The following is a 14,048-nucleotide window of genomic DNA, read 5'->3' on the forward strand; positions in this document are numbered from 1 at the left end:
GGAAATCATCACGTGGCCTTGTTCATCCTACGCAGACTGATACAGAGTCTGTTCGTGCTGCTGGCCGTGTCGGTCGTGGTCTTTTTCGCGGTCTACGCCGTGGGCGACCCGATCGAGCTGCTGGTCAGCCCCGAAGCCAGCCAGGCCGCGCGCGAGGCGATGATCGCCCGCCTGGGCCTGGACCTGCCCGTGTGGCAGCAATACACCGGATTCCTGTGGCGCGCGCTGCACGGCGACCTGGGCACGTCCTTCGTGCACGGCATCCCGGCGATCGAACTGATCGTGCAGCGCATCCCCGCCACGTTCGAACTGGTGGTCGTGGCCATCCTGCTGACCTGTGTGATCGGCATTCCGCTGGGGCTGGTCGCCGGCCTGTACCGCGACGAGTACCTGGGCCGCGGCATCATGGCGTCGTCGGTGCTGGGCTTTTCGCTGCCGAATTTCTGGCAGGGCATGATGCTGATCCTGCTGTTCGCGGTGTGGCTGGGCTGGCTGCCGGCCACGGGCCGCGGCGACACGGTCGACGTGCTGGGCGTGCGCCTGTCCATCCTGACCGCCGACGGCTGGTCGCACCTGATCATGCCGGCCGTCAACCTGGCGCTGGCCAATATCGCGCTGGTGCTGCGCATGACGGCCTCGGGCGTCGTGGAAGCGCGCAGCCAGGACTACGTGAAGTTCGCGCGCGCCAAGGGCGTCAAGCCGGGCCGCATCGTGCGCCGCCACATCCTGCGCAACATCCTGATCCCCGTGGTCACGGTGATCGGCATGGAGTTCGGCACGCTGATCGCCTATTCCACCATCACCGAGACCGTGTTCGCGTGGCCCGGCATGGGCAAGCTGCTGATCGACAGCGTCTACCAGCTCGACCGCCCCGTCGTCGTCGCCTACGTGATGCTGGTCACGCTGATCTTCGTCGTCATCAATCTGGTTGTGGACATCCTGTACGCCGCGCTCGACCCGCGCGTGCAGCTCGTGGCCCCCGCTCAATAAACCGCCATGGCAAATACTCCGAATCCTGGCCGCACCCGCACCGTCCAGCCCCTGGCCGAGACGCCGCGGCGCGCCGCCATCCTCAAGAAACTGCACGCCCGCCCGACGGTGCGCGGCTCCGTCATCGCGCTGGCCATCCTGGTGATCCTGGTGGTCTTTGCGCCCTTCTTCGCGCCGCAGAACCCGTACGACCTTGCCGGCCTGTCGATCATGGACGGACGCCTCGCGCCGCGCCAGGCGTTGATGGACGGCAGCATCGCGTGGCTGGGCACCGACGACCAGGGCCGCGACATGCTCAGCGCCATTCTGTACGGCCTGCGCATCAGCCTGATGGTGGGCCTGTCCGCCGTGGTGCTGGCAACGGCCATCGGCGGCGCGATCGGCCTGGTGGCCGCCTATGTGGGCGGCTGGGTCGACACGGTGCTGATGCGCATCGTCGACTTCATCCTGGGCTTTCCGACCATTCTGGTGGCGCTGGTGCTGCTGGTGGTGCTGGGGCGCGGGGTCGACAAGGTGATCCTGGCGCTGGTGCTGGTGCAGTGGGGGCATTACGCGCGCATCATGCGCAGCCGCGCCCTGCAGGAACGCCGCAAGGAATATGTCGAGGCCGCCGCCAACCTGGGCTTTCCGGCCTGGCGCATCATGCTGTTCCACCTCTTGCCCAACTGCCTGGGCCCCGTGATGGTGTTCGCCACCATCCAGATCGCCACGGCGATCGCGCTGGAAGCGACGCTGTCGTTCCTGGGCGTGGGCGTGCCCATCACCGAACCGTCGCTGGGCCTGTTGATCTCCAACGGCTTTCAGTACCTGCTGTCGGGCGACTACTGGATCAGCCTGTTCCCGGGCATCGCGCTCCTGGTTCTCATTCTCTCCATCAACATCGTGGGCGACCGCCTGCGCGAAAGCCTGGACCCCCGACGAGCATGAGCGACATTCTTCTTGACGTGCGCGGCCTGCGCACCGCATTCCATACCGAAGCCGGGGCCTGGCTGGCGGTCGACGGCGTCGACCTGACCGTGCGCCGCGGCGAGATCGTGGGTCTCGTCGGCGAATCGGGTTCCGGCAAATCCGTCACGGGCTTTTCGCTGCTGGGTCTGATCGACCCGCCGGGCGAAGTCGTGGACGGCGAGGTGAAGTTCAAGGGCTCGGACCTGCGCAAGCTGTCCGAGGAGCAGATGCGCCAGTTGCGCGGCAACCGCATCGCCATGATCTTCCAGGACCCGCTGATGACGCTGAACCCGGTGCTGCGCATCGGCGAGCAGATGATGGAGGCGATCCTCACGCACGAGGACGTGCCGCGCGCCCAGGCCGAGGAGCGCTGCCGCGAGGCGCTGGCGATGGTGGGCATTCCGTCGCCGGAAAAGCGCCTGAAGAGCTATCCGCACGAGTTCTCGGGCGGCATGCGCCAGCGTGTGGCGATCGCCATCGCGATGCTGAACAAGCCCGATCTGATCATCTGTGACGAGCCCACCACGGCGCTGGATGTGACCATCCAGGGCCAGATCCTCTACCGCATGCAGCAGATCTGCCGCGAGCACAACACCGCGCTGATCTGGATCACCCACGATCTGGGCGTGGTCGCCGAACTGGCGGACCGCGTGGCGGTCATGTACGCGGGGCGTATCGTCGAAAGCGGTCCGGTCGAACAGGTGCTGGACGCGCCGCGCCACCCCTACACCCGGGGCCTCCTGGACTCCATGCCCGGCGCCACGCAGCCCGGCGCGCGCCTGCACCAGATCAACGGCATGGCGCCCAGCCTGGCCGGCCGTCCGTCGGGCTGTGCATTCCGGCCGCGCTGTACCCATGCGGTCACGCGCTGCACCGAGCAAGCCCCCTCCGTCACCACCGAAGGTCCGCGCAGCTATCGCTGTTACGTGCCGATAGCCCGCGAGGCACAGTAAGCAATGAGCCAAGCCGATACCCCCGTCATCGAGCTCAAGAACGTCCACAAGCGCTTCGAGCAGCGGCCCGACCTGGCCCAACGCATCCTCGCCCTGACCGGCCGCCCCATCGACCGCCGCACCGTGTACGCGGTCAATGGCGTGGACCTGTCCATCCAGCGCGGTGAAGTCGTGGGTCTGGTGGGCGAGTCCGGTTGCGGCAAGTCCACGCTGGGCCGCGTCGTGGCCGGCCTGCATCGCCAGACCGAGGGCGAGCTGCTGTACCAGGGCGCGGACGCGAACCGCCTGCGCGGCGCCGACAAGCTGGCCTACACGCTGGGCGTGCAGATGATCTTCCAGGACCCGCAGGCCTCGCTGAACCCGCGCCAGCGCCTGCGCCAGATCCTGGGCGAGTCGCTCAAGGTCCACAAGCTGGCGCCCCCGGCCGAGATTCCCGGCCGCATCGACCAGGCGCTCAGGGAAGTGGGCCTGGACCCGGAGTACCGCGACCGCTTCCCGCACCAGATCTCGGGCGGCCAGCGCCAGCGCATCGGCATCGCCCGCGCGCTGATGGTGGCGCCCAAGTTCCTGGTCTGCGACGAACCCGTGGCGGCGCTGGATGTGTCGATCCAGGCGCAGGTGATCAACCTGTTCATGGACCTGCGCGAACAGCACGGCTTCACGTACCTGTTCATCAGCCATGACCTGGGCGTGGTCAAGCACATCTCCGACCGCGTCGCGATCATGTACCTGGGCAAGATCGTGGAGATCTCCACGTCGGCCGAGATCTTCGCGCGGGCCAATCACCCGTACACTCAGGCCTTGATGGCTGAAGTGCCCGACGTGGCGCGCCGCGGCCGCAAGTTCACGCCCATCAAGGGCGAGATCCCGTCGCCGCTGAACCCGCCGCCCGGCTGCACCTTCAACCCCCGATGCCCCCACGCCATGCCGCGCTGCCGCGAGCAGGCGCCGGTCCTGAAAGAAATCTCGGCGGGCCACTGGTCGGCCTGCCACCTGAACGAAGCGAGCGCCTGATGAAACCCTCCGAGATGTCCAACGTCGACCGCATCGCCATCGAGCTAGGCCATGCCGGCCGCAACGCCATCCTGTACGTGGACGAGGACCGCAATTCGGACCGTCCGTTCAAGCTGCAGACCTATCGCCCCTACGGCTATACGCCGGACCGCCCGGTGGTCATCGTGCAGCACGGCGTGCTGCGCAATGGCGATGAGTACCGCGATTTCTGGGTCGAGGCCGCCGACAAGCACAAGCTGCTGATCGTGGCGCTGACGTTCTCCAACGAGATCTGGCCGGGCGTCGAAAGCTACAACAATGGCCGGGTGTTCACGGCTGGCGGCAATCCGCGTCACATCGACGGCTGGACCTATGCGCTGGTGGGCAATGTGATCAAGGACCTGATCGCCGGCGAGATCACCGACGGCCAGAACGTCTACCTGTTCGGGCACAGCGCTGGCGGCCAGTTCGTGCACCGGCTGATGAGCAGCCAGTCGCACGCGCCGTTCAAGGCGGTGGCGGCCGGCAACCCCGGCTGGTACACGCTGCCGACCTTCGACTATCCGTTCCCGGAAGGCATGGACGGCGTCGGCCTGACCGAGGATCACCTGGTGAAGCTGCTGGCGTATCCGATGACCATCCTGGCGGGCGACAAGGACATTGCGACGGACGATCCCAATCTGCCGTCCGAACCCGCGGCGATGCGCCAGGGTCCGCACCGCTTTGCCCGCGCGCAGCACTATTACGAATTCGGCCGCAAGGAAGCGGAGCGCCGCGGCGTGCCGTTCGGCTGGACGTTGCAGGTGGTGCCCGGCATCGGCCACGACGGCCGCGCCATGTCGGCCGTCTGCGCCAGCCTGTGGTTCGACGGCAAGATGCCGGACGACGCCGAACTCGCACGTCTCGCCGGCCAGCAGGTCGCCTGATTTTTTCCCGTTGCTGAACTCCGATACCGCCATGTCCACTACCCAGAGCACTGAACAGATCGTCGCCGGCATCCAAGGCTGGCTGCAATGCGAATCGCCGTCGAACTTCCCGGAAGGCATCGCCGCGATGGCGCGCATCATCGCCGACTATGCGGCCGCCGCCGGCCTGACGGTGGAGCTGTCGTCGCTGGGCCCCACGACGGGCCCGCTGCTGTATGCGACCAACCGCGCGCCGGGCGATACGCGCCCGGGCATCCTGATCCTGGCGCACATGGACACCGTGCATCCGGTGGGGACGCTGCTGGAAAATCCCGTGCGCATCGAGGGCGATCGTCTCTACGGTCCCGGCAGCTATGACATGAAGGCGGGCATCTATCTGGCGCTGACCGCCCTGGCCGGCGTGGCGCGTCCGGGCGCGACGCAATTGCCGGTGGACTTCCTGGTGGTGCCCGACGAAGAAACCGGCAGCCACGCGTCCCGCGCGCACATCGAGCGCTTCGCCGCCAACGCGAAGTACGCCCTGGTCTGCGAACCGGCCCGCCCCAACGGCGGCAAGTGCGTGACGGCGCGCAAGGGCACGGGCATGCTGAACCTGAACGTGAAGGGCCGCCCGGCGCACGCGGGCATGCAGCACGAGAAGGGCCGCAGCGCGATCCGCGAGATGGCGCACCAGGTGCTGGCGCTGGAAGCCATGACCGACTACGAACGCGGCATCACCGTGAGCGTGGGCACCATCGCGGGCGGCACCGTGACCAACACCGTGCCGGCCCTGTGCCGCTGCGTGGTGGATTTCCGCGTGCCGGACATGGGCGCTGCACAGGACGTGCTGCGCCGGATGCGCGAGCTGTGCGCGGTGGGGCCGGACGTCGAACTCGACATCGACGTTGAGCTGAACCGTCCGCCAATGGTCAAGACCGAGGCCGCTGCCGCCTTGCTGGCACTGGTGCAGGGCTATGCGAACCGTGCGGGGTTCCTGCTCGAGGACGCGCCGATGACCGGTGGCGGCAGCGATGCGAACTTCACGTCGGCGATGGGGATTCCCACGCTGGACGGGCTGGGGGCTGATGGGGATGGGGCGCATACGTTGAATGAATACATTCTGGTGTCTACGTTGGAGCAGCGGTTGAAGTTCTGGGAATTGTTGTTGCGGGAATTGGCTTAGGTTCTTTTTGGGCTGGGGCTGTTCTGGGTTCTTTTGACGCCCGGCGCGGCGTGGGCCTGGGGCGGGCGGGGCTCCGGTTGCGGTCCGGAGCCTTCGCTCCGGACTGCCCCGTGCTCATCCTCGTTGCCGCCTCCGGCGGCTGCCTTCGGATTCCGCCGGGCGCACCTAAACGCCCCGCCCACCCCAGGCCCACGCCACACCGGGCTCGGGTGGTTTCAGCTTTGCCGGCGCTGGGACGAGGTGGGTTCTTTAGGTTCTTGCCTGCGCTGGTTGGGTGTTGGAGCGTCTTGCGGGGCCCGCCCCCGGCAGGCCGCGCGGGCGGCCTTTGGGGGCTTACGCGGTGTCTTGCGTCGTTGCTTTGACGCTTCGCGCGTGGCTGCGCTGTATCTGGGTTTTTGTCGAGGCTGGCACTCCCCTGCCATCAGCAAGCTCCTCGTGACCCGCGCGCAAGCGCCCCCCGCCTCGACGTCCAGACGCTCAAATGCCGGCGAGCCGCCGCCCGCGCGGCAGCTCGTCGGCGACCCCGCAAATCCCCTACCCTGACCACAGGTCTTGTAGCGCCCCATACCCAGACGCTCGCAGCACGGCGTCGCGGTCGCCGGGGACGCGAGCGCCGTCGATGCGCCCGAGGGAATCTGAAGGGAAGGCCGAAGGCCTGGACGAAGATGACGACGGGGAAGTCCGGAGCGAAGGCTCCGGACCGCAATCGTGGGCGCTCGCGGCCCCGGCGACCGCGGCGTCGGGCGACCTACGAAGATCTGATGCAGCCGCACCACCAAAATAACCACATTCGTAATCAAAATAACCACTATCGCAATACCACCAACACCCCAAAACATTCGCCTAGAATGTCGCCCACTCGACATCCCCACCCGCAATTCCCATGTCCCACACGCCCACCAGCGCCATCGCATACGGCCTTGCCACCCTTGCCGCCGACGGCACCATTCTTGATACCTGGTATCCGCGTCCTTCCCTGGCCGACAACTTGCCGGCCACCGGAACCCGTCATCTGACCCCGGAAGAGGCCCGCGCCGCGCTGGGGGAACATGTGGCCACGGCGCTGGTGCGGGACACGCGCCGCAAGGTGGATATCGTGGCGGTGCGCACCGCCATTGCGTCGCTCGACGAACCGCCCGTCGATGCGCATGACGCCTACCTGCGGCTGCATCTGCTCAGCCACCGGCTGATCCGCCCGCACGGCGCCAATCTCGACGGCCTCTTCAACGTGCTGGCCAATGTCGCGTGGACCTCGGTGGGGCCGTGTGCGGTGGATCAGGTGGACGCGTTGCGATGGCATCTGCGTGCCACTGGACAGGTGCTGGAGATCCGGGGCGTGGACAAGATTCCCCGGATGACGGATTACGTCGTGGCCAGCGGCGTGCGCATTGCCGATACGGCGCGTGTCCGGCTGGGCGCGCACCTGTCGCCGGGCACGACCGTGCTGCACGAGGGATTCTGCAATTTCAATGCCGGCACGCTGGGCGCGTCGATGGTCGAAGGACGCATCAGCGCGGGCGTGACGGTGGACGACGGCACCGATATCGGCGGCGGCGCGTCCATCATGGGAACCATGTCGGGCGGCGGCAAGCAGGTGGTGTCGATCGGCAAGCGATGCCTGCTGGGCGCCAATTCGGGCCTGGGCATTTCGCTGGGCGATGACTGCGTGGTGGAAGCCGGTTGCTACGTCACCGCCGGCACGCGGGTGCTGACGCCGGAAGGCGCGGTGGTGAAGGCGGTGTCGCTGGCGGGCCAGCATGGGCTGTTGTTCCGCCGCAATTCCCAGACCGGCGCCGTGGAGACGCTGGTGCGCACCGCGGCCTGGGGAACGCTGAATCCGGCACTGCACTCAGGCCATTGAACCCGCCGCCGCAGCCGCGTCAGGCGTATTCCGCGGTCTGTCCCAACTGGTCGTAGACCAGGTTGACGAACAGGTCTGAACTCAGGATACGCGCGACCTGGCATGAGAAAACCGTCTTGCCGTTCTCGTCCTGCAGGCTGACGCTGTCGGTCCAGTCATCGAGGTCGATGGGACGGAGCGACTCGTAGGGCCAGGTGGCGCCGTCAATGTGCAGTCCCTGCGACGACAGCGACAACTCGCGCGTTTCCAGGTCCGGAAACTGGCCGCCGACGATATAGCGGAACGTGACGCGGTCGCCTTGTTCGGTCAGCGCTTCCAGCACCGGCAGCCGCTGGGCGACATAGCGGGAACGGAACGCGTCCATGAACTTGCTGAATTCGTTGACGCCCGACGCCACGGTCCAGGCGCTGTCCGTGCGGCTGCGATAAGCCAGGCTGTCGGCCGGGCCCGCCGTGTTGTCCTGCGTGGACGGGTACAGGCAAAGATCCTGGATGTCCGCGAACGCGGTGTAGATGCGGGTGCCGCCTTGCTGGCTGACAACGCCGTTTTCGTGCAATTCAAAGCTATCCGGGGCGCTCCCCGTGCGCGTAAACACCGCGAATGCGTCAGTGGCCTGCGGGGTTTGGCTATCAGTCATGCAACTTCCTTATTGAGTTGGGGTGCTTTCGCGGCCCAGGACGTCGCAAAGTCATGCGATCCGTATTCTCCCCTATATGCGAAATACGTGCTTGATGACCCTTATTTAGCGTATTGCAGGCGTTTCAGGCGCCCGGCGGAATCGGCGTGAACCGATGGTGGCTGACATCGCCGTGACCCGCGATGATGGCGGTCGCCTCGGGCACTTCTTCCCATACGCCGTCCATGTCGGACAGCGGCTCGGACAGCAGCAGGAACGCGTCGTCGTCCAGCGCCGCGATCTGCGCGTTGTCGGGATAGAGCTCGCGCAGGTGGCGCACGCAGGTGTTGTGGAACAGCGTGCGCGAGTCGCCCTCGCTGGAATAACGCACCGCGATGAGGCGCTCGCCGTCCAGCGCGCACACGGTCATGTTGATGGGATGGGTCACGCCATGGCGCCGTCCGGACTCTTCGACGGCGCCGACCATGCGCGCGATCGCGCCGATGGGGTCCTCGTCCAGCCCGAACGTGAGCGCCAAGAGGAACATCACCTCGGAATCCGTGGAGCCTTCGAGCGACCCGAAATACGCCGGCGCGATCATCAGCATCAGGTCGCGGCGCATCAGGGGATAGTCGCGGATGAGTCCGTTGTGGACGAACAGCCATTGCCCGTGGCGGAACGGATGGCAGTTGGTTTCCTGCGCGGGCGTGTCGGTGGCGGCGCGGATATGCGCGACGAACAGGGGCGAATGGATGGCGCGGGCCGCCTCGCGCAGGTTGCGGTCGTTCCATGCCGGATGCACGCTGCGGTAGCGGAAAGGCGGTTCGCTGGGCCGGCCTTCGCCGTGACGGGCGTACCAACCCAGCCCGAACCCGTCCCCGTTCGTGGTGGTGGCGCCCAGCCGGGAATGCAGGCTTTGTTCGATGAGCGAGTGCTTGGCCTTGAACAGCACGCTCTCCATTTGCAGGGGACTACCGGTGTAAGCCAGCCAACGGCACATGATGCGCTCCTTCGATCCGGACAGGCCAGTGTAGGAGCGACCGGTGCGATTCTTCAAGCCTGCGCGCGACGCGCCCCGGCCCGCCGATGCGGCAATTTGCCTGTTTGCCTGTTTGCCTGCTTGCCTGCTTGCCTACTTGTTCAGCAGCGCCTTGAGCATGGCCATGCGCTCCTTGGGGCTCATGGCGGCCGTGGCGTCGTCTTCCTGGATGCGCACGTCGCCCAGTCCCATTTCCTCGATGAAGCGCGAGGGCTCGCGCACCAGGTCTTCGCGCGCGCGCCGGCGGCGCTTGCACCAGCTCAGGTGCAGGGTGCGCTGCGCGCGCGTGATGCCGACGTACATCAGGCGGCGTTCTTCCTGGATGCGGGTGGCGAGGTTCTCGGCGGCGCGCGCCGGGTCGCCGACTTCGTCGTCCTTGCCCAGGTGCGGCAGCAGCCCCTCTTCCACGCCCGCCAGGTAGACGTGCGGATACTCCAGGCCCTTGGACGCGTGCAGGGTCGACATTTTCACGGCGTCGGGCTCTTCTTCCTCGCCGCGCTCGAGCATCGTGACCAGGGCCACGTGCTGGACGAGGTCAAAGAGCGTCATGTTGTCTTCCTCGGCCTTGCGCTTGAGCCAGCCGGTCAATTCGAGCACGTTCTGCCAGCGCGTCTGCGCCGGCCGTTCGTCGAACAGTTCGAACAGATGGCGCTCGTATTGGATTGCTTCGAGCAGATCGTCCAGGATCGCGCCGGCGGGTTCGGCGGGCGCGGCGTCCTTGCCCGAGGCCGCGCCGCGTCCGGCGCGCCACTGCATGCGCCGGATGAACTCCGCAAAGGTGCGAAGCTGCTCGATCTGGCGGGGCGCGAGCTGGCTTTCCAGGCCGGTCTCGGCCACCGCCGCCAGCAAGGAGAGCTCGCGGCTGGCCGCGTACTGGCCCAGCGCCTGCAGCGTTGCCTGGCCGATGCCGCGCTTGGGCGTGGTGGCCGCGCGGATGAAGGCGGGGTCGTCATCGTCGTTGGCCAGCAGGCGCAGGTAGGCCAGGATGTCGCGCACCTCGGCCTTGTCGAAAAAGCTCTGTCCGCCGGAGATGGTGTACGGGATCTTCAGGTTGCGCAGCGCCTGCTCCAGGATGCGCGACTGGTGATTGCTGCGGTACAGGATCGCGAAATCCTTCCACTGCGCCTGGCGCTCGAAGCGCGAGGCCGACACCTTCATGGCGATGGATTCGGCCTCGTGTTCTTCCCCGTCCATGGGCGACACCGTGATGGGCTCTCCCACGCCCAGTTCCGACCAGAGCTTTTTCTCGAAGAGCTTGGGATTCTTTTCGATGACCTGGTTGGCGGCCGCCAGGATGCGCTGCACCGAGCGGTAATTCTGCTCGAGCTTGATGAGCTTGATGTTGGGGTAGTCGGTCGTGAGCTTGGCCAGGTTCTCGATGGTGGCGCCGCGCCAGGCGTAGATGGCCTGGTCATCGTCGCCCACCGCGGTGAACATCGCACGCGGCCCCGTCAGCAGCTGCACGAGCCGGTACTGGCACACGTTGGTGTCCTGGTATTCGTCCACCAGCAGATAGCGCACGCGGTTCTGCCAGCGCGTGCGCACCTCTTCGTTGCTGGCCAGCAGCTGCGCGGGGATGCGGATGAGATCGTCGAAATCCACGGCCTGGTAGGCGGCCAGCGTCGCGGCATAGCTGCGGTAGACGTTGGCGGCTTCGACGTCGCCCGGCGTGATGGCCTCGCGCGCCGCGTCGTCCGGCTCCAGCAGCGCGTTCTTCCACAGCGAGATGATGCCCTGCACGTGGCGCAGGCGCGCCTTGTCGGTGGTGGCCAGCAGTTCCTGGATGATCGCCATGGCGTCGTCGGCATCCAGGATGGAAAACGTGGGCTTCAGGCCCGCGTTGCGCGCTTCTTCGCGCAGCATCTTCACACCCAGCGAGTGGAAGGTGCTGATGATCAGGCCCTTGGACAGCTTGCGGTCCACCAGCGTCTTCACACGCTCGTCCATTTCGCGCGCGGCCTTGTTGGTGAAGGTCAGCGCCACGACGTTGCGGCCCATGTAGCCGCATTCGCGCAGCAGGTAGGCAATCTTCTGCGTAATGACGCGCGTCTTGCCGCTGCCCGCGCCGGCCAGCACCAGGCAGGGGCCGTCCAGGTAGAGCGTCGCCTCCCGTTGCGCGGGATTCATGCCGTGGCCAATCGGTTCGCTTGCGGACATTGGAGAGTCAGGTGGTCATGCGTGCGTCGCGGCGGCCATGCCATGGCGGCCGGCAGGCAAAAGCCTTGCCGCCGCCCGCGAGCAGGCCGGAAAAACGCGAAAAAAAAGGGGACGGGCGCAGCCGCCGCAGCGGGTCTGCCGCGCCGGCGCGATAGAGGAAGACGATCATAGAACAATCGGATCGATGGCGCACCGGCGCTCCGACACGATCAGATCTCCAGCGGATCGACTTCCAGTTGCCAGCGCACGCGGGCCTCGTTGGCCAGGTACGGGAGATGGCGCGACCAGGACGCCAGAAACGCCTGCAGGGCCGGCCGGCTGCTGCTTTCGGCCAGCAGCTGGGCGCGCTCGATGTTGGCCACGCGCACCACGCGCAACGGCACGGGGTCATATAGCATGATCGCGTCCATGCCCGGAAAGTCGGCCGCCCATTCCCCCTCGGGCAGCGACCGGGCCTGCTCCAGGAACGCCTGGGCGACCTTGAGCTCGCGCGCCTCGGCGGTCAGCAACGCCTGGTAGACGAAAGGCGGCAGGCCGGTGCTTTCGCGTTCGTGCAGCGCGTGGCGCGCGAAGCCGGCGTAATCGTGGCGCAAGAGGGCCTGGTAGACGGGCTGCTCGGGGTAGCCCGTCTGGATCAGCACTTCGCCATTGCCCTGATGGCGTCCGGCGCGGCCGGCCACCTGCATCAACTGCGCGAACAGGCGTTCGGGCGCGCGGAAATCGTGGGCGAACAGCATGGAGTCCGCGTTCAGCACGCCCACCAGCCCCAGGCGCGCGAAGTCGTGGCCCTTGGCCACCATCTGCGTGCCCACCAGGATGTCGACCTCGCCCGCATGGACCGACGCGAACAGCGCTTCGGCGCTACCCTTCTTGCGCGTGCTGTCCGCATCGATGCGCAGGATGCGCGCCTCGGGGAACAGCTCGGCCAGATGTTCCTCGACGCGCTGCGTGCCGCGTCCCATGGGCGCCAGATCCTGGTCGCCGCACTCGGGGCACGCACGCGGCACCGGGGCCTGGTAGCCGCAGTGATGGCACTGCAGGCGGTGTCCGCGGCCATCCGTGCGATGCAGCACGGTGAATGCCGTGCAGCGGGGGCAGTTGCTGACCCAGGCGCAGGACTGGCAGTGCAACACGGGCGAATAGCCGCGGCGGTTCAGGAAAATGAGCGACTGTTCCTTGCGCTCGAGCCGTTGGGCAACGGCGTCGATGAGCTGGGGCGACAGGCCTTGCTTTAGCTGCAGACGGCGCGTGTCCACCAGCCGGATCGCGGGCAATTCGCTTGAACGCGCTCGCCCCGGGAGCGTCAGGCGCAGGTAGCGGCCGCGCTCGGCGTGCTGCCAGGTTTCCAGGGACGGCGTGGCCGAGCCCAGGACCACCGGAATGTCCAGGTCATGCGCCCGCCACACCGCGAGGTCGCGCGCCGAATAGCGCAGGCCGTCCTGCTGCTTGTAGGACGCATCGTGTTCTTCGTCGACGACGATAAGACCCAGTTCGGACAGCGGCGCGAAAATCGACATGCGCGTGCCCAGCAGCATCCGGGCCTGGCCACGGTGGGCGCGCGTCCACGCTTGCAGGCGTTCGCCATCCGACAGTCCGCTATGCATCACCGCGAGGCCCTCCGGCCCCACCAGCGACTCCAGGCGAGCCCGCAGCGCGGCTTCGAGCTGCGGGGTCAGGTTGATTTCCGGGACCAGCAGCAACACCTGCCGTCCGGCCGTCAGGACCTTTTCGGCGGCCCGCAGATAGACCTCGGTCTTGCCGCTGCCGGTCACGCCATGCAGCAGCACGGGCTTGAAACCGCCCAGCGCGGCGATGGCCTCCACGGCGGCGTGCTGGGCGTCGTTCAGCGGCGGCGGCTGGTCGGGCGTGGCCGGGGCGCGCGGCGTCTTGCGCTTGCGGGCATCCATGCGCGCCACCGGCCCTTGCCCGGATCGCTTGCCTTGGTATGACGTGGGCTTGCGCAGCGGCGGCGGCAGCGTGGGCAGCATCACCTCGCCCAAGGGGCGCTGGTAATAGTCCGCGGCAAACCGCGCCATGCGCAGCCAGGCCGCGTCAAAGGGCGGCAGGTCGTCCAGCACGGCTTCGATGGGGCGGATCTGCTTGGGGTCGAATGACGGTTCGGCCGGATTGTCCACCACCACGCCGATCATCTTGCGCCGGCCGAACGGAACGATCACCCGCAGGCCGGCGGCAATCGGCGCGTCGCTGCGGTAATCGAAGGGGCCGGGCAAGGGCACGTCCAACGCCACGCGCACCCAGCACACCGCTGTGGTATCCGGGTTCGCGTCTGCGTCAGGCATGGGGGATGGGGACATGCATCTACTGAAAAAGGACTAGCCGAAAGAATGAGGAGCGGCAGGACCGGGATGGCAGGAGTGTCGCTTGTCGGAGCGCCAATCTTCC

The 14,048-nt window shown here is 67.1% G+C and carries 12 protein-coding genes; 7 read left to right on the plus strand and 5 right to left on the minus strand.

What is annotated here, in order from left to right:
• Window positions 1–12: 12 nt before the first annotated feature.
• From ACZ50Q_RS26280 to dapD, 7 genes are all read left to right on the plus strand, one after another.
• Entirely contained in the window at window positions 13–990 is a 978-nt protein-coding gene (locus ACZ50Q_RS26280) for an ABC transporter permease (protein ID WP_464079981.1), read from the plus strand.
• A gap of 6 nt (window positions 991–996) precedes the next feature.
• Window positions 997–1,917 carry an ABC transporter permease gene (locus tag ACZ50Q_RS26285; protein ID WP_076518596.1) on the plus strand — a complete coding sequence of 307 codons (921 nt, stop codon included), beginning with the start codon at window positions 997–999 and terminating at the stop codon, window positions 1,915–1,917.
• Window positions 1,914–2,891, plus strand: a complete 978-nt coding sequence (locus tag ACZ50Q_RS26290) for an ABC transporter ATP-binding protein (protein ID WP_092579161.1) — start codon at window positions 1,914–1,916, stop codon at window positions 2,889–2,891. Before ACZ50Q_RS26285 ends, ACZ50Q_RS26290 begins: the two co-directional genes overlap by 4 nt.
• Window positions 2,892–2,894: 3 nt before the next feature.
• Entirely contained in the window at window positions 2,895–3,905 is a 1,011-nt protein-coding gene (locus tag ACZ50Q_RS26295; RefSeq protein WP_464079982.1) for an ABC transporter ATP-binding protein, read from the plus strand.
• Window positions 3,905–4,810, plus strand: a complete 906-nt coding sequence (locus ACZ50Q_RS26300) for a prolyl oligopeptidase family serine peptidase (RefSeq protein ID WP_464079983.1) — start codon at window positions 3,905–3,907, stop codon at window positions 4,808–4,810. Before ACZ50Q_RS26295 ends, ACZ50Q_RS26300 begins: the two co-directional genes overlap by 1 nt.
• A gap of 31 nt (window positions 4,811–4,841) precedes the next feature.
• Complete coding sequence (locus tag ACZ50Q_RS26305; protein WP_464079984.1) at window positions 4,842–5,972, plus strand: M20 family metallopeptidase; 1,131 nt, start codon at window positions 4,842–4,844, stop codon at window positions 5,970–5,972.
• 883 nt (window positions 5,973–6,855) lie between these two features.
• The gene (gene dapD / locus ACZ50Q_RS26310; RefSeq protein WP_464079985.1) at window positions 6,856–7,833 is read left to right on the plus strand and encodes a 2,3,4,5-tetrahydropyridine-2,6-dicarboxylate N-succinyltransferase; all 978 of its coding nucleotides are present in this window, start codon (window positions 6,856–6,858) and stop codon (window positions 7,831–7,833) included.
• A gap of 19 nt (window positions 7,834–7,852) precedes the next feature.
• Here dapD and ACZ50Q_RS26315 read toward each other — a convergent pair whose 3' ends face one another.
• From ACZ50Q_RS26315 to ACZ50Q_RS26335, 5 genes are all read right to left on the minus strand, one after another.
• Window positions 7,853–8,470, minus strand: coding sequence for a hypothetical protein (locus ACZ50Q_RS26315; protein ID WP_092579163.1), 618 nt, complete (start codon window positions 8,468–8,470; stop codon window positions 7,853–7,855).
• 124 nt (window positions 8,471–8,594) lie between these two features.
• On the minus strand, window positions 8,595–9,449 hold the full coding sequence (locus tag ACZ50Q_RS26320; RefSeq protein ID WP_464079986.1) for a class II glutamine amidotransferase: 855 nt from the start codon (window positions 9,447–9,449) through the stop codon (window positions 8,595–8,597).
• Between the two features lie 132 nt (window positions 9,450–9,581).
• Entirely contained in the window at window positions 9,582–11,645 is a 2,064-nt protein-coding gene (locus ACZ50Q_RS26325; RefSeq protein WP_464079987.1) for a UvrD-helicase domain-containing protein, read from the minus strand.
• Between the two features lie 7 nt (window positions 11,646–11,652).
• Entirely contained in the window at window positions 11,653–11,814 is a 162-nt protein-coding gene (locus ACZ50Q_RS26330; protein WP_464079988.1) for a hypothetical protein, read from the minus strand.
• 40 nt (window positions 11,815–11,854) lie between these two features.
• Window positions 11,855–13,945, minus strand: coding sequence for a primosomal protein N' (locus ACZ50Q_RS26335; protein WP_464079989.1), 2,091 nt, complete (start codon window positions 13,943–13,945; stop codon window positions 11,855–11,857).
• Window positions 13,946–14,048 lie beyond the last annotated feature (103 nt).

It is taken from the genome of Achromobacter sp. T5-5 (assembly GCF_055397965.1).

What these genes read in the sequence shown, in the direction of transcription:
- ACZ50Q_RS26285 (WP_076518596.1), top strand. Translation starts at nt 997, where the DNA reads ATGGCAAATACTCCGAATCCTGGCCGCACCCGCACCGTCCAGCCCCTG.
- ACZ50Q_RS26290 (WP_092579161.1), top strand. Translation starts at nt 1,914, where the DNA reads ATGAGCGACATTCTTCTTGACGTGCGCGGCCTGCGCACCGCATTCCAT.
- ACZ50Q_RS26295 (WP_464079982.1), top strand. Translation starts at nt 2,895, where the DNA reads ATGAGCCAAGCCGATACCCCCGTCATCGAGCTCAAGAACGTCCACAAG.
- ACZ50Q_RS26300 (WP_464079983.1), top strand. Translation starts at nt 3,905, where the DNA reads ATGAAACCCTCCGAGATGTCCAACGTCGACCGCATCGCCATCGAGCTA.
- ACZ50Q_RS26305 (WP_464079984.1), top strand. Translation starts at nt 4,842, where the DNA reads ATGTCCACTACCCAGAGCACTGAACAGATCGTCGCCGGCATCCAAGGC.
- dapD (WP_464079985.1), top strand. Translation starts at nt 6,856, where the DNA reads ATGTCCCACACGCCCACCAGCGCCATCGCATACGGCCTTGCCACCCTT.
- ACZ50Q_RS26315 (WP_092579163.1), bottom strand. Translation starts at nt 8,470, where the DNA reads ATGACTGATAGCCAAACCCCGCAGGCCACTGACGCATTCGCGGTGTTT.
- ACZ50Q_RS26320 (WP_464079986.1), bottom strand. Translation starts at nt 9,449, where the DNA reads ATGTGCCGTTGGCTGGCTTACACCGGTAGTCCCCTGCAAATGGAGAGC.
- ACZ50Q_RS26325 (WP_464079987.1), bottom strand. Translation starts at nt 11,645, where the DNA reads ATGTCCGCAAGCGAACCGATTGGCCACGGCATGAATCCCGCGCAACGG.
- ACZ50Q_RS26330 (WP_464079988.1), bottom strand. Translation starts at nt 11,814, where the DNA reads ATGATCGTCTTCCTCTATCGCGCCGGCGCGGCAGACCCGCTGCGGCGG.
- ACZ50Q_RS26335 (WP_464079989.1), bottom strand. Translation starts at nt 13,945, where the DNA reads ATGCCTGACGCAGACGCGAACCCGGATACCACAGCGGTGTGCTGGGTG.